The sequence below is a fragment of the Halalkalicoccus subterraneus genome, assembly GCF_003697815.1.
Lineage (GTDB): Archaea > Halobacteriota > Halobacteria > Halobacteriales > Halalkalicoccaceae > Halalkalicoccus > Halalkalicoccus subterraneus.
The window spans coordinates 87,331-109,267 of the sequence record NZ_RDQG01000078.1 but is presented as its reverse complement, the minus strand read 5'-3'; the positions used below and the strand labels follow the sequence as shown (position 1 = coordinate 109,267).

The 21,937-nt window shown below is 54.6% G+C and carries 19 protein-coding genes; 9 read left to right on the top strand and 10 right to left on the bottom strand.

Features of this window, described 5'->3' with window-relative positions:
- The first annotated feature begins 660 nt into the window (after positions 1 to 660).
- The 5 genes from EAO80_RS16405 (at position 661) to EAO80_RS16365 (ending at position 4,156) form a co-directional block, all read left to right on the top strand.
- Entirely contained in the window at positions 661 to 867 is a 207-nt protein-coding gene (locus tag EAO80_RS16405) for a hypothetical protein (RefSeq protein WP_162994057.1), read from the top strand.
- Between the two features lie 546 nt (positions 868 to 1,413).
- The gene (locus EAO80_RS20675; protein WP_281273054.1) at positions 1,414 to 1,542 is read left to right on the top strand and encodes a hypothetical protein; all 129 of its coding nucleotides are present in this window, start codon (positions 1,414 to 1,416) and stop codon (positions 1,540 to 1,542) included.
- A gap of 297 nt (positions 1,543 to 1,839) precedes the next feature.
- Entirely contained in the window at positions 1,840 to 2,208 is a 369-nt protein-coding gene (locus tag EAO80_RS16390) for a cupin domain-containing protein (protein ID WP_122090908.1), read from the top strand.
- A gap of 813 nt (positions 2,209 to 3,021) precedes the next feature.
- Entirely contained in the window at positions 3,022 to 3,351 is a 330-nt protein-coding gene (locus EAO80_RS16375; RefSeq protein WP_122090906.1) for a hypothetical protein, read from the top strand.
- 577 nt (positions 3,352 to 3,928) lie between these two features.
- The gene (locus tag EAO80_RS16365; RefSeq protein WP_122090904.1) at positions 3,929 to 4,156 is read left to right on the top strand and encodes a hypothetical protein; all 228 of its coding nucleotides are present in this window, start codon (positions 3,929 to 3,931) and stop codon (positions 4,154 to 4,156) included.
- 334 nt (positions 4,157 to 4,490) lie between these two features.
- Here the strand turns inward: EAO80_RS16365 and EAO80_RS16360 are convergent, their stop codons facing one another.
- The 3 genes from EAO80_RS16360 to EAO80_RS16350 form a co-directional block, all read right to left on the bottom strand.
- On the bottom strand, positions 4,491 to 4,889 hold the full coding sequence (locus EAO80_RS16360; protein WP_122090903.1) for a tautomerase: 399 nt from the start codon (positions 4,887 to 4,889) through the stop codon (positions 4,491 to 4,493).
- A gap of 167 nt (positions 4,890 to 5,056) precedes the next feature.
- The gene (locus EAO80_RS16355) at positions 5,057 to 5,641 is read right to left on the bottom strand and encodes a SprT family zinc-dependent metalloprotease (protein ID WP_122090902.1); all 585 of its coding nucleotides are present in this window, start codon (positions 5,639 to 5,641) and stop codon (positions 5,057 to 5,059) included.
- Between the two features lie 56 nt (positions 5,642 to 5,697).
- Positions 5,698 to 6,183, bottom strand: a complete 486-nt coding sequence (locus EAO80_RS16350; protein WP_245998676.1) for an SWIM zinc finger family protein — start codon at positions 6,181 to 6,183, stop codon at positions 5,698 to 5,700.
- Positions 6,184 to 6,363: 180 nt separating this feature from the next.
- Here EAO80_RS16350 and EAO80_RS16345 point away from each other — a divergent pair, with 180 nt between their 5' ends.
- On the top strand, positions 6,364 to 6,615 hold the full coding sequence (locus EAO80_RS16345) for a winged helix-turn-helix domain-containing protein (RefSeq protein ID WP_122090901.1): 252 nt from the start codon (positions 6,364 to 6,366) through the stop codon (positions 6,613 to 6,615).
- Here the strand turns inward: EAO80_RS16345 and EAO80_RS16340 are convergent.
- Together EAO80_RS16340 and EAO80_RS16335 are read right to left on the bottom strand one after the other, a co-directional pair.
- Positions 6,559 to 6,789, bottom strand: a complete 231-nt coding sequence (locus EAO80_RS16340) for a hypothetical protein (protein ID WP_122090900.1) — start codon at positions 6,787 to 6,789, stop codon at positions 6,559 to 6,561. The two genes, EAO80_RS16345 and EAO80_RS16340, sit on opposite strands and share 57 nt — an antisense overlap.
- Positions 6,790 to 6,858: 69 nt before the next feature.
- Positions 6,859 to 8,448, bottom strand: a complete 1,590-nt coding sequence (locus tag EAO80_RS16335) for a hypothetical protein (RefSeq protein WP_122090899.1) — start codon at positions 8,446 to 8,448, stop codon at positions 6,859 to 6,861.
- Positions 8,449 to 9,852: 1,404 nt separating this feature from the next.
- Between EAO80_RS16335 and EAO80_RS16330 the strand changes: the two genes are divergently transcribed.
- Positions 9,853 to 10,485, top strand: a complete 633-nt coding sequence (locus tag EAO80_RS16330) for a hypothetical protein (RefSeq protein ID WP_122090898.1) — start codon at positions 9,853 to 9,855, stop codon at positions 10,483 to 10,485.
- A 13-nt stretch (positions 10,486 to 10,498) separates the two neighbouring features.
- Here EAO80_RS16330 and EAO80_RS16325 read toward each other — a convergent pair whose 3' ends face one another.
- From EAO80_RS16325 to EAO80_RS20460, 5 genes are all read right to left on the bottom strand, one after another.
- Positions 10,499 to 13,531, bottom strand: coding sequence for a type IV secretory system conjugative DNA transfer family protein (locus EAO80_RS16325; RefSeq protein ID WP_122090897.1), 3,033 nt, complete (start codon positions 13,529 to 13,531; stop codon positions 10,499 to 10,501).
- Between the two features lie 265 nt (positions 13,532 to 13,796).
- Positions 13,797 to 15,173, bottom strand: coding sequence for a hypothetical protein (locus EAO80_RS16320; RefSeq protein WP_122090896.1), 1,377 nt, complete (start codon positions 15,171 to 15,173; stop codon positions 13,797 to 13,799).
- Positions 15,174 to 18,626 carry a VirB4 family type IV secretion system protein gene (locus tag EAO80_RS16315; RefSeq protein WP_245998674.1) on the bottom strand — a complete coding sequence of 1,151 codons (3,453 nt, stop codon included), beginning with the start codon at positions 18,624 to 18,626 and terminating at the stop codon, positions 15,174 to 15,176.
- A 122-nt stretch (positions 18,627 to 18,748) separates the two neighbouring features.
- Positions 18,749 to 20,287 (bottom strand): hypothetical protein, encoded by a 1,539-nt coding sequence (locus EAO80_RS16310; RefSeq protein ID WP_245998672.1) that lies wholly within the window; start codon positions 20,285 to 20,287, stop codon positions 18,749 to 18,751.
- Between the two features lie 106 nt (positions 20,288 to 20,393).
- Positions 20,394 to 20,618, bottom strand: a complete 225-nt coding sequence (locus tag EAO80_RS20460; RefSeq protein ID WP_245998670.1) for a hypothetical protein — start codon at positions 20,616 to 20,618, stop codon at positions 20,394 to 20,396.
- A gap of 390 nt (positions 20,619 to 21,008) precedes the next feature.
- Here EAO80_RS20460 and EAO80_RS16300 point away from each other — a divergent pair, with 390 nt between their 5' ends.
- Together EAO80_RS16300 and EAO80_RS16295 are read left to right on the top strand one after the other, a co-directional pair.
- Positions 21,009 to 21,284, top strand: coding sequence for a hypothetical protein (locus tag EAO80_RS16300; protein ID WP_162994043.1), 276 nt, complete (start codon positions 21,009 to 21,011; stop codon positions 21,282 to 21,284).
- A gap of 90 nt (positions 21,285 to 21,374) precedes the next feature.
- Positions 21,375 to 21,617: a hypothetical protein gene (locus EAO80_RS16295; RefSeq protein WP_122090998.1), complete on the top strand. Its 243-nt coding sequence runs from the start codon at positions 21,375 to 21,377 to the stop codon at positions 21,615 to 21,617.
- Positions 21,618 to 21,937 lie beyond the last annotated feature (320 nt).

Below are 21,937 nucleotides of genomic sequence, written 5' to 3'. Positions count from 1 at the left end.
ACGTAGAACGTGCGAATCTAACGTGACTGTTCCATCAAATGAGAGAGGTGTTGATAGATCCGTGCTGAATACAGAGCGCGAGTCGGTCAGACTGACTTCAGCAATTGATAAAGAACTGAACCGTTTGATTCAGGTTGTGCACTAATCAGGGCGGCGAGATTGTACGACTGTTGCGACTCCAGAGACAACGAGAAGGAGACTGCCCCCAATCGCAATCAAGTTGACTGGTCTATTTTGTATATTTGGCCCAAATGGGTTCTGAAATGCACCAGTAATTCCGAGAAGAACAAACCCGACTCCGCCAAGAATGAGGGTTCCAATTCCCCACTTGAGTTGGTCGTTCATACTTGGAGTCTGCTATCGGATGAATAAAAAACTGTGCCAGGGGTCGGCGTTTGGTTCGCACAGCCTTTCTAATGGACGCTTTACTAGTGTAAAGTAAATAGACTCGCCGTGCTGAACTCTCCCTCTGTATTCAGCGCACTGTTCTTGACAGGTATCGTATGATTGATTGCTGCTCCGTTATCTACTTCGCCTGTATCTATCAGCCTCTCTCGATTTCTTAGGCAGGCAAGTGAAGCAACTGGTAGGTAGTTCGTACTTATCCATTGTCGAAGAGCATACATGTAACACCGATGATATAATCATATTGTGGCTGAGATGGATACGTCACTTGCGCTCCGACAGTCAGTTGCTCTTTTATTGACGATGCCAGCAGCAATCGGGGTTGTCTCTTATCTCTTCGGCGATACCGTCATATTTGGAGTTCTATCAGGGCTTCTGATGGCGGTTGTGATCTTGCTTTCCTACTGGTGGTCAGATGTGCTTGGCAACCCAGAACATGCAGGATGGTTCAGTGACAGATAACGAGTAGCTGATGTGATCATCTTTGCCTGTATGTAGCGGTTGGTACTAACTTCAGTTCCCAATTAAGGAAAATGAAGCAGCTGTTAGGTTGATGTGCGTATGTGTTAGTGGACGATATGGAGAAGAAGAGTGTTCCTAGAGACTTTTCACCGTGGGTTCCGACGAGCTATTCATGTCAAGTAGGAATGTGACCGGAGTCGCTCCGCTGGTGAGCGGTCTCTGAATCGCCGGAACCACAGGTGTGCAGCTCCTACACGAGGGACTGAGTGGATGGCTTCTGGTGGCGTTCCTCGGCGGATGCGGGGCAATCTTCGTTGGTGTTGGCTCTCTCTTTGAGGTGAGTAGGTTCGGTGCGACGAAGCAGGAAGCCAACCAAACGACCTTCCACGAGACGAAGTTGGCATTGACTGAGACGAGCATTGTACGCGACGTTCGCGATTACGCCGAGAAGGCACCTGCTGGGCTCGTGTTGAACAGTCGGACGATTGCGAAGGTCATACCGCCGTCGAAGGGACGAACCCTCACACACAGACTGTGGCCTGAGTCATGGCCTTCCTCGAGAAGCTTGGAAAAGACGAGGTCGAACAGACAAAACGTCGCGAGAAGGAGCTCGTCGTTATCGAGCTTGAGGCAGCCGCCCGCTATCACCATCGTTGTGATCGGAACCTCGAGTAACCCCCCGCAGAGAGCGTGATGTCCTAACAACGGGACAATACGAAGACGCATAGTTCGAACCAACCACCCCGTCTGTGTGACGTAGGGGCTTCAAAACCCGGCATTGAGTCTAGACACCCACGCGTGTTTTACTTCGAAGGGCGAGCTCGCAGTAGATAGTCGACGCAAGACTCAGTCCATCGTTAGAGTAGTTTCGAAGGGGTGGTTTCGCTGCTCCTCATCAACCCAGTCCGTCACAAGGAATATCGCGATACAGCACGAACGTTACCGGGCGGTCCACAAAATGGGAGGAACACAATGACAGACCCCAACACAACACCGTACCACCCGTTTATGGCGACAGAAGGAGACGACGAACACATCATCCTCAAGGACTGTGAAATCGACGCACGGACTCACGATTCGGACAAAGCCAGTGAACCTCACTCGCACACTGAAACCCATATCATTTTCATGCGTACTGGGGAGATGCGTTGGGAGGTCGACGGGGAAGAGTTCCATGCCTCACCTGGCGATACTATCGTTACTCCAGCTAACACTGAGCACAAGTTCGAGGTTGTCGGGGGCGAACCATCGAAGACGTTGTGTTTGATTGCCCCGGCACGCTCACCGGAGGATCAAGGACCATCTGGCGCACACGAGACCACCAAACCTGACGAAGTCTGAAGTGATTGATAAATCCTATTTTTGGAACACGTTACGAAACTACCTGAAGGCAGGCACGTCAAAAATAATCGCTTGGGTTTCTCGTTCAGCGAACTTAATTTCGCAACTACTTCTCACGGACAGGCCGTTCAATACAGAGTAGTAGTCTATCGGCGCTTCAGTAGCACAGAAATGAGCATAACCGCCGCAAAGACGATTGTGAAGCCCATTACTCCGACTCCGAAAACGTAGTACGGGTTCGTAAAATCGGGACTGTTGAGGAGCAGAAAGAGACTAAAACTTGACCCCATCAACAGAATCACCGCAGACTGAACACTCGGATTATACCAGTCTTCAAGCGAACCCCGAACTGTTCCATACATATCAGGACAATAACTTCTATACCGTATAGCATTTGCGGTCGGTGAACTCCGATAAGTTCGCACCCGCCATCTCACAATTCACGCTCAGCCTCAACCAAGATACATACTTTTTATATGGAGTTTTTCGTGCTATCGAGTAGTGTCAGTCTTTTTATTCGTAGGTGAAGGCCCATATACTCCGGCTTGCGTGGGACTGCCGCGAAAAGCACCTCCACCGATTCCTCAAATTCTTCCCTAACGTCTGCCGCGACTTCGGGTTCCCCGTCGCGCACGACCACGACCTGAGCGGTGCGCTGAGCCAGTCGCGGCTCTGGGAGATATGGAACAAAGAGTTCACCGACGTTCAGCGAGAGTTCGTCCTCACCGTCGGACTCCGGGTAGTACGCTCTTGTTCGAGCCTAATCTTACACAAACAGTTATGTAATAATGGCTCTATGTGTTACATAAGGTTATGACCGACTCGACCGACGCCCCTATTGCCCCCGGATCGCTCCCGAATTACCTCGCCGACGGCCTGCTCAAACAGGATAGCGAGACGCTTGCGAACGTCCGCGAGTATATTGACGAGCTGCTCGCCTATCAGCGCCGGCCGGTCGATCCCGACGACGCCGAGCCCGTTAACGTCAATGAGGATTCTGGGGGGAAGGGGATGCTCACCAAAGAGCGCGTCAAATGCGGGAGCGACTGTACCTGCAACGACGGGAATGGGCATGCTTCGTACCTGTATCGATACTCCAGGAAGGACGGGGCAATCACCTCGGAGTACGTCCGGAAAGCGTGATCGCCCGAAGGTTACTTCATTTCAGCAAATCTTATTAGAAATATATTCTTTCGGACACGTATCAGTCTGAATAAGTTCCCGGTGGGCCAACACCGAGTCGAGTCTAGCCCTCCAGTCATTCGGATACACGATTCCACTTCCCCCCCCCCCTCCCCAGAATCGCCCCCCTCGGCGGACCGTACGCGCGCGGGATGACCTCGAGGTCGTCAGTGGGCGGTCCGTTTTCCGTACAACATATGAAGGCAACTTCGCGTTCGATCCAGTCAGCGGCGCTGCTCTCTTCGAAAAGGCCCACTAGGTCGGTCCAGGCATCAAACTCCACGTCCCGATCGACGACAGCGTCGACAATTCATGGACCTGCGAGGGCGCACTCACGAGCGGTGAGCTCGTTTCCGGGTGCTCAGCACTGATCGCCTACTTCCGACGCTGCCGCGAGCAGGTCGGCGCCCCCACCGAGATTGATGGAAAGGCAGCGCTCGCGATCCGCCGACTCAAATCGACGTCGGATGCATGGGATGAGTGGATCTGGTACGCCACCCCCGAGCGCCTCGCCCGCAAGAACATCGACAGCGAGTGGATGTTCGCCTTTGCCGATCGACGGTGTCCGCGCTGCTCCTCGCGAGTGCGCGTCGAGCCCGCAGTGGGCTATCCTGAGATCGGCTGCGGTGTCAAGTGTGGTGTCGACTCGGCAGATCGCTCGATCGAGATCTACGACCGGATTCTCGAGGTCTACAACGCGGCGTTCGCCAGTGGCGAGAACATCGAGAAGGACCCGATCGACCGGCTTCGAATCTACGACCGCTGACCACCCCCGTTCCATGATCGACACGCTCACCAACGCCGACCTCGCGGGTCTCCTAGTCGCCCTCGCGATCGCGGCGCTCATCGTCGCTCGCCTGCAATACGGCGAGCACCTCTCTACACCGGAAACTCGGTAGTGGGGACCGCTGCGGCGGGTCGCGATCCCGCCCATCGCGCCGCTACGACAACTGCATCTGCCGCTTCCGGTGGCGCACCTGCAGTCTCGAGGGGCTGGTCCTGATGTGGGTTGTCTCTCGACTGGACGATAAATGGATCACTCATCTCACTCAAGTATAATCACGCATCAATCCGCTTCAAGCGATCGAACCCAAGAGCGTTCAATCAGCGCCAGTCTCCGTTTCGTCGGCGTCCCAAGAGGACAGGACGCGGTCGTACTCGTGAAACTGCTCTCCCGAATGTTCGGTTACAACTGCGTACATATTCGCCGTTGGAATGGCCCACTGCTCGTGAGCAGTCTCGAAGGCCGCACGAACGAATGCCCGTTGCTGTTCGAACTCTCGTCCCTCCCGGATGTCGGCGTTGAGCATTACTGCATCAGCATCGGGCTCAAGCCGTCCGAGTGAGAAAAATCCATCCGCAAGTGTGTGGATCGTGACTGCAACGTGGCCTGTCCCGGTCGCCATATGATCGGCATACAGCTCGGTTACCGTGTCCGCAAAGTCGTGTTTTGCAGCCCTGTCGAGATCGATCGTCGTTTCGAACTGAAGATGTGGCACGACCGCCGAAACAACCGACCGCTGAATAGGTCTTTCCGTGCTCTATACTCAACGAGACGAGTGTATTCTCCGCGCGGTGGTGAAACAACAGCTTCGGTCAGTTGAACCTTGTGCAACATACCGGCTACGGCGGATTACGGTGTTGCACAAGGCTAAACAAACCTATACTATGCTTCTTCAATCGAAATCTCACCACCACATCGCCCACACAAATACTGCTCTGGTTGCTTCACGACTTTCGACCGGCGATACCGCGGATCACGACTTTCACACTCCTCACAGATAACCCAGTACTTCGGCTCAGCGTACTGCTCGCAATGACGATCTGTCTCCAGCGGCTTAACCCACTGGCGAAACGTCGGTCCATGACTGGCCTCACTGTACTCATGATACTGCCAGGCGTGGATCAACTCGTGACGAACGACTCGGGAAAACTGCTCCCAGCCATACGCCTCGTAGGCATCCCACGAGAGACGGATCGTGATCTGCTCACTCTGTTGCTCGTAGATCGCGATGCCAGCCGAGCGCTGCATCCGCGTTGAGGTCTCCCAGTCGATTACCTCAACAGGCAACTCTGGAAAGTGTTCGGCTGCAATCTTCCTAGCATGGGCCACTGCTCGCTTGCACAGCGCCGCCTTCGTCTCTGGATAACTCTCGCCACTCGCTTCGTTCTCATCACTCTGAGCGGGCGATGAGTGGCTCTCAGTCGCCGAGGTAGTCCAGTCGCCATCCGTTAATCGCGCTTGTTTCATCAATCAAAACCGGTAGTCATGTTTGCTAACGAGCGATTCAATCACTGGGATCCGCTTCAGTCCTCAGTATCAGCCTCCGCATGTGGGTTTGGTGTTCGGAACCCGTCACGATAACAGGGCCAGCACGGAAGACCCTCAAACGTCGGTAGACAGTCGCAGTTCGCTGGTCGTTCATTATAACGCTGTTCCGGATCGGGTGCACTGGCTGCTGAACGTTCGACAGTCGTCCCGCCGTCGGTCGCGACCTCCCGCTCCTCGCCACTCTCGTAGTCGCTTGCAGCCTCAAGAACAGGCTCACGAATCGCCACTGCGACCCGGTGCTTGCAGGCTCCATCATGATAGGTATCAGATGGGCATTCACAGGCGACCGGAAGCCCGTCCTCAACGTTCACGCGATAGCTGTGCATATCGGCGTTCTCGTGGCTTTCGTTGCGAACCGTTACGAGACCGGGCGCTTCAAGCTCAAAGTCGAAGGCTTCGTACTGAGCGCGTTTGCTGGTCGATGCGTCGAACTCAAGTGCGTCGATCGTGTTCGTGCACATGGTCTGTGTTGCTGAAACAGACCAGCTCGCCTGCACCAACAGGCGGGCATTCCTTCTAACGTCGAAGTGCCCCAAGGAGCGGGTCTGTCTCTACCTATTGCTATGGTAGCAACCAGTATAAAACCACCGGATTGCTTTGGTAGCCATAGGTTGAAGTAGGGTACTCTCATAGCAATCGGTATGAGTAATCGAACGCCGGGCGGGCAGTTTTCTCCATCCAACAGCGACGATGAGTTCGTGGCTGCGGTCCGCACGCACGAGCCAGCGGCGACAAGCGAGGTTGCAGATGAACTTGGTGTCACACGGCAGAACGCGGATCAACGACTGCGAAAGCTCGATGAGGCCGGACGAGTCAATCGCAAAAAGATCGGAGCATCACTCGTCTGGTTTCTTCCGTCCGATACCGATGAGTCTGAGGGATTGGTATCGTAACTGTGCGCTTCTCGGGTTCTGAAAGTTGAGGACGGTCGAGATCTCCTCGCTGGCTTTCCAGCGATCGATCTGATCGAGCGTATCTTGGCAGTGTGTCTCTTTGAAGTCGAACGTGATCCGCATTGTCGAGGAGTGGTCCTCGATGGAATCCGCATCGACTTCGGTGTTGTTCATACCGATCTCTTCATCTTCGATTGGACTTCGCTACCCAGAAGACGTCTTTATTGGGTACAGGAAGCATGCTCATAGATTGTGTTCAATCCAACTGATCGAGCGGAAGATATCGTATAGGAGTATTAGGCACATTTGAGGAGCCGCCAATTTGTATTCGGCGCGCCCGTGAGCTACCTGATTTCGGACGCGCTGGCCCGAAATATCGGAATATCTGAACCGTAAATACTCTACGAGATTTTCATCAACCTTCCCATCAAGCATGTTTAGAAGTCCAGGTAACGGGACCGGTGTAGTGTATCCATCCTGTAGGCTAGCTGTTTCAAATCCACGGTCCTTCAGTATCGACGCTATAGCTCCTTCTAGGCGTGGGACACCAATATGCAGCGCATCAGCATATCGATTATCGAAAACAGCGACAATGAAATCAGTCAGGTAGGCGACGTCATGAACCGTGAGTTCATCGATCGCCCAGAGATACAGATACAGATCGCCTTCGGTTATAATATTCTCATCGAACACTCGAAAGAGAATACTAGTTACAATGGCGTCTCGTAGCTGTACAGAAGCTTGGTAACCGTGGGGCCGCGTTCGGTCCTCGGGGTCGGGGATTGCATCACCCTCTTTCGTCATGTTACGACGGCCCACTAAATCCATGATGGATACTCTTTCGTCCATTGTGCGTAACTCCTCTAATCGTGGCACGAAATCGTTCCGTGAGAGCAGAAACATCAATGCAGCACCGCCAAAATCATTCTGCGAGGCTTGACGGGCTTGGTCAACGATCTCATCAATGAACTGTTCTAGTTCCTCGATTTCCTCCTTGTTGGGCTTGTGTTCAATGGACGCCATCTCTTCGTCGATCGCCGTCCGGTTTGCTGAGCGCAGCTCTCGTTTCCACTCGACTACTTGCTCTTCGTCAGCAAACTCAGTGCAGTTATCCAGTGCTCGTTGAAACACTATTGCCCGGTGCATCTGTCCACGGTTCTCAGTAGCCTCTGCCTCAGCATTGTACGATTCAATAAGCAGTTGCTCCTGTACAGTGACATCTTGATCCCGTTTCCGCCGAATATCTAAGAGGGCATTGAGAAACCGTCGTTCAACGCCATACTCCTCTTTTTCATGTGAAGCTGTTGCTGCCGACTCAAGGACGTTTTCAAATTCATCAAGTATTTTCCCGTCTGCAAAGTACTGTAATCGTGGGAATGCGTCTATGAGGTTCCCTTGTGTGTTTGGAGTGAGCTCCTCCCAGTGCTGGTCAAACAACTCTACAATTCGTGGTATCCAGAAATCAAGTTCTTTGTCGTCGTTGATGTCTGCTGCTACTAATGCGGCCTGTTGGGCTGCATGCACGGCAACATTAGGCCATCTATCACTAACAGCCTCATCAACTGCATCACGATATGCATCTAAGGCAGGGACAGCACCATTGTGATAGTCTTGGTTGGCTTCCCATCGGACTAGGCCCTCTAGTGCAGGTACAATAGGATGATTGATATCAATATCATTCAGGTCCTCAAATACCTCGTGAGTCGAAGAAGTAGATTCTTTGTCGTCTCTGACTTGCTGCTTTATTCGGTTCATCTCTAATTGAATATGGGATTCTGAACCCTGGCCATCTCTCATCCGAAGTAATATCTCTTCCAAACGGGATTCGCGCATAAGTGATCCTTACCATCCGCTTCTTCATCAAATAACTGAATATGATCACCTTGAGATCAAACCACGAGCGATCGTGTTTCGATAGCAGTGGAGGTCCACCTCACTCAGAGTAGACAGGGGTCCCTTACTATAACTCGCATGGGATCCACTTTTCTCGATTCGCTGGGCTCGCTATTGTCGATAGTCAAAGAGGATACCAGAGTACATAGCTCGACTGGGGAGTCAATGAGCTCTCGCTTGCTGGGAGTCTTACGTCATAGATCGATTTACACTGATAGACTACTCTCCCAGACTCTGATGATACTACCACTCTCCTCGAGTTTCTCAGTTAATGACGCTAGTTCCCCCGGGAGTCGGATAGCTGTCCTATGACGGTGTTGCTACTTCTAGTAGTAATGTCGCTCTTCTTGCGGTGCTGGTACTGTCGAAGCGACGGATCTCTCAGTACTGCCTTTCTTCTGCGCAGCTTAGTTGACTGCGGAGCCAACAATCTGGTTAGTAGTGTCCCTGGTCTCACTGACACTGCTGTCTGCCGGTGATTGCTTGTATCCTGTCCCGGTGGTGAGGTAACCCCTCTTCGAAGACAGATGGATACCCAGGCTATGCTGAAACCGACTTGGAAATCGTGCGTCGAGGCACCTCCACTGTTCTTCTGTCTCACTCGTGGGGACCCCACACTTGCTTCGCTCTCCCTGGACCCCCTACCAGTGCTCGCTCACCTACTACCAGTGTGAAACTCGTGTGTCTCCTCGTTATCTATTCTAGAAGCTTCTGTACCAGCGGGAATACCGACTATCCAGAGTAGTGAACGAGGCTTGCTACTGTTCTTTTAGACACGGCGCTTCCGATGAACAGCTCTCTATTCCGACAATCTTTGAGGCAGGCCTCTCCCGAGATGAAGATCCCTTTGTCGTGCACTGATCGACTCCCCATTGCTGCTATATCGCCTTCCATGTCATCGATGCTGAATCGGCCCTCTCTCATCGCCTTTTTAGAGCCACTTATCTTCTCTCGGACTGAGTAGGTGTCTTCTTTCGTTGTTTAGTTCAATGCTGTGAGGTCTGCTCTTGTTTCGATGAGTTCGCTCTTGGGACTCCCCCTTGTTTGAGCTTAGTCTGACTCCCAGCTTTGCTGTCTCGAGGTGGACTTCCAGTGAGCCCTATTTGGTGATTTACTCACTTTTCCTGAGGGTTTGTTAGCTCGCTTGTGCACCCGCCCTTGGGGGTATCCTTTGTTTCGACCTACTGGGTACCTTTCCCGACTCTTAGCTAACGCGTCGCCTTCCTATCCGAGAAACGCCGAGAAATATTCGAAGAAATATCCCTACGAGACTCTTCTTAGAGAACTCTTCTTCGAGAATATTCTTGGAGAAGATATATCTGTCCGGTTCTAGTAAGGTTTGACATGAGCACTGCCGCTGACTCGCTTGACTGGAAATCAATTGAGATCATTCGCGCGCTTGCCGACGCCGAGACAGCACTCACCACGACGGAGGTGCGGGAGACAACCGACCTTAGCGAGAATCGGATTATCCTGTATCGAATTTCTGAGTATTTGGAGCCACAGGGGCTTGTCTCAACCCATCAACCCGAGGCCACTGGGACGGTCGTTCCTGCTAAGGAGATCTCGCTCACAGAGTCTGGACAAGAGCTCACGACTGATCTTAATACAGCAGACGAGACCGGACTAACATTATCCGATCTCCCAGAAAAAGTACACCAACTATCTGAACGAGTCGATACGACTCAGGCGGAGATCGACCGGCTTCAGTCACAAGACCAATCCACCGATGAGGCCACTCTCGAAGAGCTGAGTGAACAGATCGAAGACCAACAGGAACAGTTAGCCCAACTCGCTCAGACCGTCGCCACTATCGATGTGGAACCACATGGGGCGTGGAGTGAAGATCAGCAAGAAGAGTTTCACCGACTCAGACTTGGGATGTATGCACTGCGAGACTACCTCTTCGATGAAACAGACCTCGACCCAGAGCGTCTTGAGGAGTATCTCGATGATGTGACGATCAGTCAAGCATGATGAAGTACTGATATTAGCGACCTGACCTGGCAAAGCTCACTCCATTGTCTTCGTCCTCTTCGTCGGATGGTTCCTGTGATGGCACACGAGATTGCTCGTCAGTATCCTTCGACACCGGTCCCTCATTGGTAGAATCGTCTGCTGGTTCGTTCGTGTCCGCCTTCTCTTTCGTGTCCCAAGAGGTATCCATTGGTAGCAGCGGTCGGACCTCGCCCTGTTCACAGATCATCGGCTTGGTGTATTCCTCCGTATCGTCGTCGGGGAAGACCACGAACAGGAAGTCCTCCGGCGTCGGCATCCGGTCGAACTCATTTTCCGGAATGAACGGTGCTCGAACCACCATCCAGTCGTCTTCCAACTCCTCCCGTGACCCATAGACCAGCTTCTCACCGCTGGCTCGAACCGTGTACTCACGCTCAGAAGCATCGTACACAGAGTAAGCGGGGACGTCCGATTTCGATGGATTTGCCGCTGTCTCAAGGTTCTCGAAACGAGCGTGCTCAGTCCCATCTTCATCGCTCATCACGACCTCTTTGCCCTCTTCACGCCAGACGAGATTAGCCTCACTTCGTGGCCGCAGCGCGTACGTGTCTGGCGCGACAGCGAGGGTTTCGACTTTGTTGTAGAACGTCCGATTGTCGTTCTGGTCAACGTCAGCAGCAAACGTCATCTGATCGTAGTTGATCGTCCGATTCGCACCCCGACCTGTGGTGTCGTAGATAATTCCCTCACCACGCCGCGGCCAGTAGTCAAACCGGTCGTGCTTGGCTGTCCCGTCCTTACACGCAAAGACGCACAGTTTGTGCTCGTCGATCGCTTTTCGGAGGTTTGTCAGCGTCTGCATCGGCTTTTCTAATGTCGAGGTTTCAGCCTCGATGCTGATGTTCAACCCGTCGGTAAGCTCGTAGAGATGGGGATACTCGTCTTGGAGCCGCTCCTCCCGCTGATGCATCTCGCGTGGATTCTGTGCATTCATCGGGTCGATCGGAAGATCCGCAATTCCGTCCGGATCCTCCTCTCCTTCTTGAGTCGGCAGTTCGACGAACATCCCGAGCTTCGTGAACGCTCGATACGCCTCGGTGAGTACCCAGCGGTGTTCGTCGCCGCCACCGCTTGCACTGCTGCCAGTGTCTTGGGCTAACCCTGCATATTCGAGGCCCTCTGGTGTCACCTTCATCACAGACTTCCCATCCCGCCGCTGGCGTTGGAGATACTCATCGGGCGCTTGCTCGATGACGTTCGAGACTTCCGAGGAGAAACCGAGTTCGCCAGCTCGACGTCGCCAGTCGTCTTTTACTGCTTCGCTCGCAACGAACTCACCGCTCGCATCCTGTTTGATTTGTACCGTATAGGCCGCTTCATACAGCGCTTGTTCGGCCGGATCACTCGTCACGTCGATCTGTTCTTCGCTCCCGTCGCTAGCACCTGCTTCAGTTTCTCCAGCCGAAATCGCTCCACCAGCGTCGAAGTGCATCTCGTCGAGAATCTCCTCGCCACTCTGGACCGGTGAACCGTAGTTCTCGAGCGAGGTGACGATCAGCTCGTATGCTTCTTCGATCGTGTGCCGTGGTGGGTACGGCGGGATGAGCTTCGCCAAGAACGGGTCATCCTCGCTGTTGAGTTGGGTCTGTGCATGATAATCAGGTGTTCGCTGCAAGTCCTCGGTGTCCATCCCACCAAATCGATTCGCGATTTCACGGGCCTCTTCGGGATGATTCGGCGTGAGCGAGAGAATCGTGTTGCAATTGGAGATAATTGCGTCAGCGGCATCATCCGGAAGTGACCTGAGGACTTGGGTTGAGAGCATCAATCCAAGTTTCTTCGAGCGAGCCTCCATCAGCATCGTCTCGATCTCGTCGCCATCAGTGAGAACTGAATGACACTCGTCGATCGCGAGGAAAAAGGGCGCATACTCGCTGCCGACGTCGTCCATGCCCGCCAGTTCCATCATCTGCTGTTCGGAGGGGTCTTTCCGAGAGGTGACGGCCGTCCAGATTCCGCTAACGACTGCGTTGGCGGTCATGATCTTCGCTTCCTTCGGCAGGTCGTTGTTGACGATCAGGATCTTCTGCTCGTTAACGATCTGGCCAAGAGTGACCTCGGCGCCACGCATCGCGATAATCTTCCTGGTGATCGGATTTTCGACCCAGTCTTTGAGTCGCCCAAGCAAGGGATCGAGTTCATCGTCACTGAGTTCTTCGGCAATTCGTCGGGTGAATCCCTCGAGAAACATGATGTCATCGTCGTCAATCGAATCGCCGATTAAGTCCGCGTACTGCTGGCGATTCTCCTCTTCGAGCAAAGCATAGTAGATCTCAATGATGGTGAACTCCTCTTCATGGCGGGCCATCCCTCGAATCATGTTTTTCGCGATTCGGTCCATGCGCGGTCCCCAGTATTCGCCAGCCGCGAGGAGTTCAATCAAGTCGGCAACGATCCACTCGATTTCCTCGTCGAAACCAGGTTCGTCAGGCTCGTGGTAGGTATCGAGGATATTGAACCCGATCTGGTAGGGAACGTCCTCGCCCGTCTCTTCATCTTCCAGTGAGTAGTAGTCCGCACCGAGGTCAACGTAGACGACGTCACTCCAACGCCATTTCGGGACTCGTCGTAGGAGATCATAGATATCGTCGCCTTTCGGATCGACGATTGCGACACCGTGGCCGCCCATCATCAGCTGGGTCACGCTGTTGTAGATTGCAGTTGTCTTCCCCGTTCCCGTTGAGCCAAGGTAGGCGATATGGCGGAAGGCCCGGGAGAATTCGACGCCGAATTCTCGGCCCGTGCGTTCGGAGCAGCCGACCCAGACTGGCTGGTAGGGTTTTTTAGCGGCGTTTTCGATCATTGCTCGGGGCCATTCGCCAGCATAGGTTTCGGCCTCGTTGGAGACCTCGTCGATGCGTTCGATCCACCATTCTTTGCCGTTGATCCGTTTTGGTCGAGTCGGGTCGTACTCCCCATCACTCGCCACTTGGGTCGTCTCGTTGTTGTCGTTCTCTTCAGTCTCGTTTTCGTCGTCGCTGGTGAATGAATTAAACAGTCCCATTAGTTGCCTCCCTCCGTTGACGCTGATCGATTGCTTCCATCCGGTTGCTCGGTTGACTGCTGGTGTTGTTCGCGTACTATGGCTACTGTGGGTTCTTGTGTATCCGGTGGGAGCTGATCGATCACATATACCCACTCTTCCGGATCGGTTTTCACTGAGCGATCCGACGCATTCCAGTTGGTCGCGGGTTTGATCCACTCGTCGAAGCGAGGCGAGTCGATTTCTGCGTCCGATTCGTCATCGTTGGAAGTATTGGGGTGTGTCATTAGTATACTGCCTCCGTACTGTCTGGTTGCGTCTGGTCGAGCTGTTCGTCAGCTGCCTGCGCTTCTTGATCACCCTCCTCGGCCTCTCTGAGTGCCTCTTTCGTTGGTTGAGACTGATTGATCGCATAGCTCCACTCACTGGGATCTTGCTTCACCGACCGGTTCGGTGTATCCCAGCCAAGTGCTGGACTCACCCACTCGCTAAAGCGAGGCGAATCAGCTGGGACGTCACCAGCATTTGAAGTCCGAGTCCAGCTGACGTTCTGGGTGTTGATCGATTCGTTCGGGACGTGAACTACGCCTGCCGCGGTTCGAACCCCCATCGTCATGCCATGATCAACGTATTCGCGGTGCATCGCCAACTGCACGAGTTTCAAGAGGTCCTCACCGCTCATCGGAACGCAATCAAAGCCCTGCTGGGTGTCTGAATCGTAGTATCCCTCGAACATGTCGGCCGTCTCGTCGACCCGGCTGATTGCCGTCTCTGGGTTCTGGCCGACTGCGACGATCCGAATGTCGACTTCATAGCCCTTCTGCCCGGCTTGACGACGGACGGCATCAGCGGCCGCTGTCGTCTTCTTGTTCTTGCCGCGCTTCTGGGTGCGAACCTCTGAGAGATCCAGCCCCTCTTTTGTGAACATACCCCGGACGATATCCTTCGTATCGGCCGGCTGCACGTTCTCTTCGAGATCGTCGGCGACGTCGTGAATTGACGGTTCCAAGACTCCACCCTTGTACCAGTCGTTGGGTGCTGGGCGAAAGATCACCTGCGTTGCGACGTTCGTTACTGTTTCGGCCTCGCGCTCGCCGACCATTTCGCTGGTAATCGAGCCGTAGGGGTCGTTCTCGAAGCCTTCGACGTCGATATGTTTGATCGGATAGTAGCGCTCCTTCTTGCCTTGCAGCTTCAGTTCAAGGCGAGCGGCGGCTAGATGCCAGCCTTCGCGGAACGGTAATAGATCAGGCTCGGGCAGTTCGTCGACCTCGATGTGACTGTCGGGATAAAACGTCTCTAGTTGACGGGCCAGTCGGTTCTGATACTTCTCGCCGCCCATCACCCACTGAAAACCGATCTGTTCGTTGATGTTCCGTATCTCGAAGGAATGTGCCGGACGGGAGCCCGTGCTAGTCCCGGTCCGCATCGGATGGACCGACGTTAGTAGATCGACTGCCTTCGGAATCCCACCGCCCTCCTTGTGTGGAAGGACGTGAACTGCGCGACGTTCGGCGCGGGCCTCTTCAAGCTCGTTGATCACATCGTCGGTCAGTTTTAGTGTGTCGTAGGCGTCCGAGCCACCATCGCGAAGGACCGGGACTTTCCGAGCAACCGACCGGCGGATCTCATCGCGAACTAGCGCTGAGGCGATCCGACCCATTTAGTCGTCCCCCGTGGCGCTAGCGTCGGGCCGTTGTGGACCCTGGTTCTGTTCGTCGGAGTCTCCAGCCGTGTTCGTGCGCATTGCTGTGATCTCCGTATCGGTAGCGATCTCGCCGTCTGTCGTCGGAGCGAACCGCCACTCGCAGATGTCATCGTGCTCAAGAAGATACGAATAGAAGTCCTCGCCGTGCTCCGAGGGATCGAACTCCGTCACGACCGCCTCACGAGGATTCTCCTCGAAGTCCATCTTCACCTTCAGTGGGTAGGTGCCTTTGTCTGAAACGCGCAGCAGGGCTGTCGAGTACCCGAGTTCACGATTACCCGGCTCCGCATTTCGAATGAATCTAGCTTCGTTCGAAGTGAGCCCAATCTCTTCGGCCCACTCATCGCTCATATCCTCCTGGTGGAATATCTGCGTGGGCATGTTCTCGAAGAGGACTTGGGCGTTGTCTGTGAGATGGGTGTTACCGTCGGCGTCCTCACCGAAGAAGTCCTTGAACGATTGGGTCGCAACGCCGAGTGAGAGGTTCCAGTGACGCCCGTGGCGGAACTTCTGATTCAGCGATTTCTGAGCGAGCGAATCCCGTAGCATATAGTGGAACTCGTCCATGAAAATGACTGACGGGATGTCGATGGTTTTGACCATCTCGTAGAAGAGGTCGTAGACGACCTGCATCGTCAGCCCGATTGAGGTAGAGGCTTCCTGTTGCTGCATATCGACGTAGAAGAACGTCGAATCCTCAAGGTCGATATCAGTCTGCTTGGTGAAGTGCTCGTATTCACCACCAGGGAGGAACGGCTGGATGTCGTTGTTGATGATATCGACGGCCGTGACCTCCCGTTCCTCGACTTTCCGCTCGGAGGGTTCCTGCCTGGGTTTCGAACGGACCCACTCCTCGGGGTTGTCGGTCATCTCATCAATTATCTCGATCGCGTCCATCGGCGTCGGACAGTCGCCCGAATAGCCATGCTCACGGCGAAACTCCGCTGAGTGAGTCTGTGGATCGTCTTCGATTCCATAGCGCTCGGCGGCTTCTCGGATCGCCATGCGCCAGATGCCCTTCTTTTCGGCAAAGTCCAGCCCCTCGTCGGCATAGTACATCTCGACGAAGTCCATGCAGCCCTCAAGCCAGTGCTTGTAGGGTGCGCCCTTCCCGATCGTCGCTAACTTCTCCTCGGGTGTTGCCTCGATGTGGAACGGGTTGATGCCCGTATCCCCACCGACGACAAGACGCTCGCCGTCGTGGATGGTCGCGAGGTTGGCGTATTCCTGGAGTGGGTCGATGATGATCGTCATGAGATCGTCGCGATAGACCGTGTTCAGTCGGCTGAGGATCTCCGTTGCAGTCGTGGTCTTCCCACCGCCCTTTTTCGTGAAGATCCCGAAATCGAACCCAGTCTTGCGATTCCAGAGGTCGAGGTACAGTGGCTCGTTCGTGTGCATATTGATGCCGAACTCGACACCGTTCGGTTCGTGAAGATTCCGAGAGGTCCACGGGAACTCACGAGCCACACCATCGGCGAACATCATGATCGGCTCCTCGAGTTTGTCATCACATGCGGGCGCGACTGACTGCCAACCCTCGAAATGATGAGCTGTCTCTTGACGCGCTTCGGCCCCTTCGTCGTTCATCATCGAGTTGATGTGGTCGATCGTGCGGCCGAGCGCTTCGGGGTCATCGCTGCGTAGTTCGATGTGGGTGTTCGTCTCGAAGAGATCGTACTCGGAGTCTTGGTTCGCCTTGACCATCTCTTGAGCCTCGTCGTGCTGTTTTCGATAGGTCTGGAGGAACATCGGGAGGCGCGAATCCTCGGCTTTCTCTTTTTTGTCCTTCAGCTGGTCTTCCGTGTCCGAAAGTTCGATCTCGGCGCGCTGCTGGTCGATCGGGTTGATGTGAGTTGCAACGTTGACCGCGACGCCGGGCTCGTGCTCGCGAAGGATCGGCTCAAGAATGCCCATCTTCGGGACTGCGGGCCACTCACGGATTGAGAGCGTCTTACTGTAGACGGCGTTGTCGATCGTGATCCAGTTCTCGTTGCCCCGGTAGATGCCGTCCTTGGGGCCAACGACCGTCTGATAATGGTCGACTAGCTGTTCTTTGGTGAGGATGACGTCGGCGATCGGGTTGTCGTTGATCTTCGCAACGCGTTGGGCAAAGGAATTGGCAGCGTTCTTTGCTGTATCAACGATGTCGTCGCTGGCCTCGTCGGATTGGTCACTACGATCGGGGACAGTATGGCGATCACTGTCATCCCCCTGACCGGCTATCCGGGATATCTCGCCGGGCGTTTTGGGTTCGACCCTACTGTTGGACTCGCCAAGCGGCCCATTAGGGAGATCACGAAGGTGATCGTGATCGACACCGTACATCGCTGTTCCCTCGCTTGAGGTCGGCTTCGGTGAGAGCCGGACGACGTCCCCAAAGTCAGCGTTCGCGTAGGCGTTAGCCGCCTGATAGTGATCGGCAAAGACCTGCGAGAGTTCCGTCGAAGAGAGAATTCGTGTGCTGATGTCCTCGATCGTCCGCAGGTCCGACTCAAGCGTCTCCAGTTTGTTCTCAAGCCGTTCGACCATCACTTGGGTGTGGTCGCCCTCTTGACGAAGATCACGGAGTTCCTTGTGCTTCCAGAGCCGGCCTAGTAGCGGAACGTTCGCCATTCCGCCGCCTTCCTCAACGTTGTCTTCGGTGACAACGTCCGCGGGCTCGATCTTGATCGTGACGTAGTAGTTGCGCTTGAGCGTCGTCACATCGTACAGATCGATCACACCCTGGCGCTCATCAGCGAGATCAGCCCCAACCAAGAGGCCAAGATCTTCGCGATCGATCCCACCGTTACGAGCCTTTCGATAGGCTGTATCGATATCGCCGTGTTTCGCGGCGAGTTCATCCAACAGTTCCTGCTCGCGATCGTCGTAGGTACCCATCCGATCACCGTAATCGACGGCGCGCATCTTCGAGGTGAACTGCGTCTTCGCGGTGACCGACGAATCGATGACGTTCGCGAGCCGTTCCACACGACGTGTCCAGTGGCCTTCGTCGGCGACGGCCATTGCCGCCGGGCGGATCTTAATCGCGCCGATCACACCGCCGTCTGCTGTCTCGATGGCCGGCGAATTATGGAACGGACGGGAGACTTGCACGGCGTCCTGCGAGCGTTCCTCCTCGTCGACGCCAATCCCCCGGACGTTTCGGACAATCGGAAGCCGAACAATCTGACCGGGAAGTGTGTTGTTCTGTGGCTGTCCTTTCGTACTGCCGTTTCGTGCACTCAGCATGGTGTGTTGTCGAGTATAATGGGTAATGCGCCGCCGCAGGTGTTCGTGGACCGAGAGGTGGTTCGGCGTGTGAAACGAGGCGATGATCGAACCGACGAACATGCACACTGCAAGTCCGTAGATTGGACTCCGGTAGCCCGGTGGGACGTACATATCCGCGGCGAACCATGTCATCGCAGCTGTACCACCGCCAGCGTAAATCGCGACTTTCGAAACGCCGGCGATCCGCTGGCCAGTCAGTCGGTTCGGGAGAACTTTGCGTCTGTCCGCTGCGCGTTGCTGATCAGTTCCTGTGCTCATGGTGAATCAGAACTATTGCTGCGAAGGCGACGATAGCGTTCGCGCCGTCGGGCATCGATACTACCAGTGTCTCGTTGACTGCGAGGCGGCCTCGATCGTCGAGAGGAGGTTGATCGAGAGTGAGACTGAGACTGTGAGTAGCTCGTCAGTCGCGATTGAGTGGATGAGCCGCCGTCAGTCGCCGCGACGTCCTGTCGTCGCTGACGATTGCTATTGGTGGCACGATCGTGAGTGAATCGTGAGACAGGATTGATGTAGCCCCCACCGCGCTTCAATCGGGAGGTATCCCCGCGCGACGGCAGAACTCGCCGGGCCGTATTCATACCCGCTGACAGCACCGATCCCTTCGTGATGATCGCGACCAACGAACCGCCAAGAAACGACGTCTGGATTGTCAACGGGAGCACGACCGCGAGGATGATCACTCCGATCGTCACCGCCATATTCGCGAGCGATCCTGCAGCGCCCATCCCGAAGTCAAAGCCGACATGATAGCCGATCGAGAGCAGGAGTGCTGTCGGCCAGTTCATCACGAGCAGACCGATGTACTGCCAGAACAGCACCGAGAACGCTGATTTCGACGTTCGAGGCCCGAAGTACATCCCGACAAGAATAATCGGCAGGATCGTCGGCATGAGAAACAAGATCGCATGGCGGATCCCGTGGATCAGCGCCAACATTAGCCCGACGTTCCAGCTTGCGAGATAGACCCCGAGACCGACTGCCAGTGGTCCGGCGTTCAGCTTGATGTGCTCCTCGGAGAACGGATTGTTCGGGTCGCCACTCGGGAGAATTTCTTCGCCCTGTGGGAGAAACCACATCGTCACGGCATCCGAGACGTGATGGAGCAACGATGCAACGTTCCAACTGAGCATGACCAACGCCCCGGCGCCGAACATCGCGAGCAGGACTGACCAGACACGCTGGCCGGTCATCGGCGAAAACGGCACAACGAAGAGGGTGAAGAAGATGAAGCCGATGATCATGAACTGAAATGCCGGCGGTAGGATCATCTGCATATAGACCTCCTCGTAGAGGTCGCTGTACGTCTCGCCAACAGGCTGGCCAAGAATGCCTTGCCAGCCGTTATTCTCGGGCGTGGGCGTGCCGAGCATCTCGTTGATCACTTCATCAACGAGATAGACGGTCGCTCCGCGGAGTTGACCGCGAAGCCACTCAGCGAGATCCTCGGCGTTCTCTTCGGGTGAAAGGCTTGGGCCGATACTGCCGGTCCCACCACCGCCGCCAATTTGCGGTGTGCCACCGTCGGTTCCGTTGGTAATGTTGGTCGCGTTGGCTTCGGATTCGTTGTTGATCTCCTCGAGATCGACGTCGTCTTCGTCGATATCGATCGGGAGCTCTTCTAGGTCCTCTGCAGTGACATTCGACTCATCGTTATTCCCGTTGGAAGCTGCACTGTCACCCTCGTTGGTATCGGTTAGATCATCTGCGTCGGTCTGAAGAACAACCCCGCCAGTATCGAGAGCGTCCGTAGTCTCTGCAGCAGCAGCGACAGGGCCAACTATCGAGGTCATGGCAAGACCCATGACGAGTACGATTATGACGAGGCGACGCGGGTTCAGTGGTATATTCATAGGCGATCGGGTCCGGTAGCGAATCGCGAGGTTCGATCGAGTGAGGTTAGTTGAGAACGGTCGAGCAGCTCTGGCCGCCGGCGCCGGCGATCTCGAAGGTCATCCCAAAGAACTGGGTGCCGACGACAAAGGCAATCGCTGCACCGAACGAGAGCAGGATCATCCCGAGCCCGATCGCACTCTGACCGGCAAAGATGGGTGTCAGCGCCCACATGGCAACGCCGATCAGGAAGGCGAGGAACAACAGCATCGTCCCGTAGTTGATCAGCATTGTCTCAATCGAGATCAACAGCTGTCCGGCGGGATCATCACAGAATTCTTGGGCTGCAGCGGGTGTGCTGACAATAATCACGAGGAGGCCAATAGCGGTTCCTGCCGCAAGATACGCTGTTGGAACTCGCGTCGAACCCTGCAGTAACCTCGCTATGCGTGTGATGAGTGACTGTAGCGGTCTGTGGCTATCTGTCGTCTCGCCTTCGGGAGGGGTATCGTCTGTCGATGACATGGAATTTCGAAATTGGATGTGAGTCGTGTGGAAGTACTCTGGTCAGTGATTGCTATTCGTTGTCGATCTTGCTTATACTAGTATTAGTTTTCTATAAGTCTAGTACAATAGTCGGCGGTGATAAATCTTTGCTAAGACTAATAGGGACACGAGCGAATGGCTCTGCAGGGCTCTAGTATCGGACTACCATTCGCTCTCGATACAATGAAATACAAATATCAACCACACACCGACGACGAGACAGAGATTCTCCTCCCGGATGGCGGCCAAACGGACGCTCCTGACGAGGACGAAATGAAATCCATCCTGATTGAAGTTCCGCTCGAACAGTATGAAGAACTCTCGGAAACGAAAGACACAAACGGGTTTACGTGGCGCGGGATGTTGCTCCACGCCCAGCGCTGTCTTCGACGAGAACAAGAGTCTGATTGATAACTCGAGATCGATTCGTCTTGCAGCCTCATTTCTCGGGTATGTCCGACCCAAGATTAATATTAGAGTACTATTAGAATTAGAATGGTTATGGGCTTTCTGAGTTCAACGAATGCCGGTGCCGCGAAAGTGATCGGGCTTGGAACGATCGGTCTCGCTATCTTCCTTATCGGTCAATGGGGGATCCTTGCAGCCCTCTTTTTGGCCACCGCTGGCGGGGTACTGTTCATGGGTACCGGCGATGAGTTGCCTCGATTCAGCATTCGTAATTTCGGTCTGTTCGTGTTCTACTGGCTATTCCTCCTCTTAGGAATTGGCGTTGGGATCGACTAGCGGAGGATAGGGCGGAATTCGATAGCAGACTACCGATAACTCGACAAACGATGATCTCACGACGACAGTTTGCGAAACTTCTCGGGTGTACGAGTACGCTGGTCTCCCTCTCTGGCTGTATTGGAACCCGCTGGTGGGAAGACGATGATGACGAAAAACGTCCCACTGGCGGTACTGATACCGGGTCGCGGGAGAACGCGACTCCTGAGGGGGATACTAATACTGACAACACCAGCGAGCGTGATACCGAGCAAACTACTACTGATAGCGATAGCGAAAATCAGACTGACCGCCGCAGCAGCTTGACGAGAATACCACCG

Bases quoted from the DNA above. Each gene is read 5' to 3' on its own strand.
- EAO80_RS16345 (WP_122090901.1), top strand. From the start codon at position 6,364: ATGAGTAATCGAACGCCGGGCGGGCAGTTTTCTCCATCCAACAGCGAC.
- EAO80_RS16365 (WP_122090904.1), top strand. From the start codon at position 3,929: ATGTTCGCCTTTGCCGATCGACGGTGTCCGCGCTGCTCCTCGCGAGTG.
- EAO80_RS16310 (WP_245998672.1), bottom strand. From the start codon at position 20,287: ATGACCTCGATAGTTGGCCCTGTCGCTGCTGCTGCAGAGACTACGGAC.
- EAO80_RS16355 (WP_122090902.1), bottom strand. From the start codon at position 5,641: ATGAAACAAGCGCGATTAACGGATGGCGACTGGACTACCTCGGCGACT.
- EAO80_RS16330 (WP_122090898.1), top strand. From the start codon at position 9,853: ATGAGCACTGCCGCTGACTCGCTTGACTGGAAATCAATTGAGATCATT.
- EAO80_RS16340 (WP_122090900.1), bottom strand. From the start codon at position 6,789: ATGAACAACACCGAAGTCGATGCGGATTCCATCGAGGACCACTCCTCG.
- EAO80_RS16295 (WP_122090998.1), top strand. From the start codon at position 21,375: ATGGGCTTTCTGAGTTCAACGAATGCCGGTGCCGCGAAAGTGATCGGG.
- EAO80_RS16315 (WP_245998674.1), bottom strand. From the start codon at position 18,626: ATGACATGGTTCGCCGCGGATATGTACGTCCCACCGGGCTACCGGAGT.
- EAO80_RS16335 (WP_122090899.1), bottom strand. From the start codon at position 8,448: ATGCGCGAATCCCGTTTGGAAGAGATATTACTTCGGATGAGAGATGGC.
- EAO80_RS16375 (WP_122090906.1), top strand. From the start codon at position 3,022: ATGACCGACTCGACCGACGCCCCTATTGCCCCCGGATCGCTCCCGAAT.
- EAO80_RS20460 (WP_245998670.1), bottom strand. From the start codon at position 20,618: ATGCTGATCAACTACGGGACGATGCTGTTGTTCCTCGCCTTCCTGATC.
- EAO80_RS20675 (WP_281273054.1), top strand. From the start codon at position 1,414: ATGGCCTTCCTCGAGAAGCTTGGAAAAGACGAGGTCGAACAGACAAAA.
- EAO80_RS16405 (WP_162994057.1), top strand. From the start codon at position 661: ATGGATACGTCACTTGCGCTCCGACAGTCAGTTGCTCTTTTATTGACG.
- EAO80_RS16300 (WP_162994043.1), top strand. From the start codon at position 21,009: ATGGCTCTGCAGGGCTCTAGTATCGGACTACCATTCGCTCTCGATACA.
- EAO80_RS16325 (WP_122090897.1), bottom strand. From the start codon at position 13,531: ATGGGACTGTTTAATTCATTCACCAGCGACGACGAAAACGAGACTGAA.
- EAO80_RS16350 (WP_245998676.1), bottom strand. From the start codon at position 6,183: ATGTGCACGAACACGATCGACGCACTTGAGTTCGACGCATCGACCAGC.
- EAO80_RS16390 (WP_122090908.1), top strand. From the start codon at position 1,840: ATGACAGACCCCAACACAACACCGTACCACCCGTTTATGGCGACAGAA.
- EAO80_RS16320 (WP_122090896.1), bottom strand. From the start codon at position 15,173: ATGGGTCGGATCGCCTCAGCGCTAGTTCGCGATGAGATCCGCCGGTCG.